This window comes from Candidatus Symbiothrix dinenymphae (assembly GCF_001431085.1).
This window is the reverse complement of sequence record NZ_BBRU01000529.1, coordinates 1-381: the sequence shown is the minus strand read 5'-3', so window position 1 is coordinate 381 and position 381 is coordinate 1. Positions and strand designations below refer to the sequence as shown.

Annotated in this window: 1 protein-coding gene; it reads left to right on the top strand. The window is 37.0% G+C overall.

Annotated elements, in window-relative coordinates:
- Positions 1-67: 67 nt before the first annotated feature.
- The coding region (locus ASC50_RS07540; RefSeq protein ID WP_226995420.1) for a hypothetical protein at positions 68-381 on the top strand (314 nt) is incomplete at its 3' end.

Genomic DNA, 381 nt, shown 5'->3' with positions numbered 1-381 from the left:
CCTACTACGCAAATAGATTACGGCAATTATACGGGCGGGCTCCGCGTATGTATCTTATGCAGATAATTTGATACGTCCAAGTGGAATAGTTTTCCCTCCACTTGAAGTTGTGTCCAAATTGGTTAAAAGTGGGCATACAAAGGATTTTTCATCAGAGAATCAAATTATTCTTACAAAAGAATTAGGGTATTATAGCAATTTACAATCCATAAAAAGCGAAGATGCTATTACATGGTCATTGTTTGGATACATTGCCTACCAAGATAGTGCAGTCCGAGATAAGTTTTTCAACGAATTACTGCGATTCTTGCATTTAGACGAAGACAAAAATTGTCAAATCAAATTGTGGCAGCGACTTCCACATCCGGATAATTTTAGTAG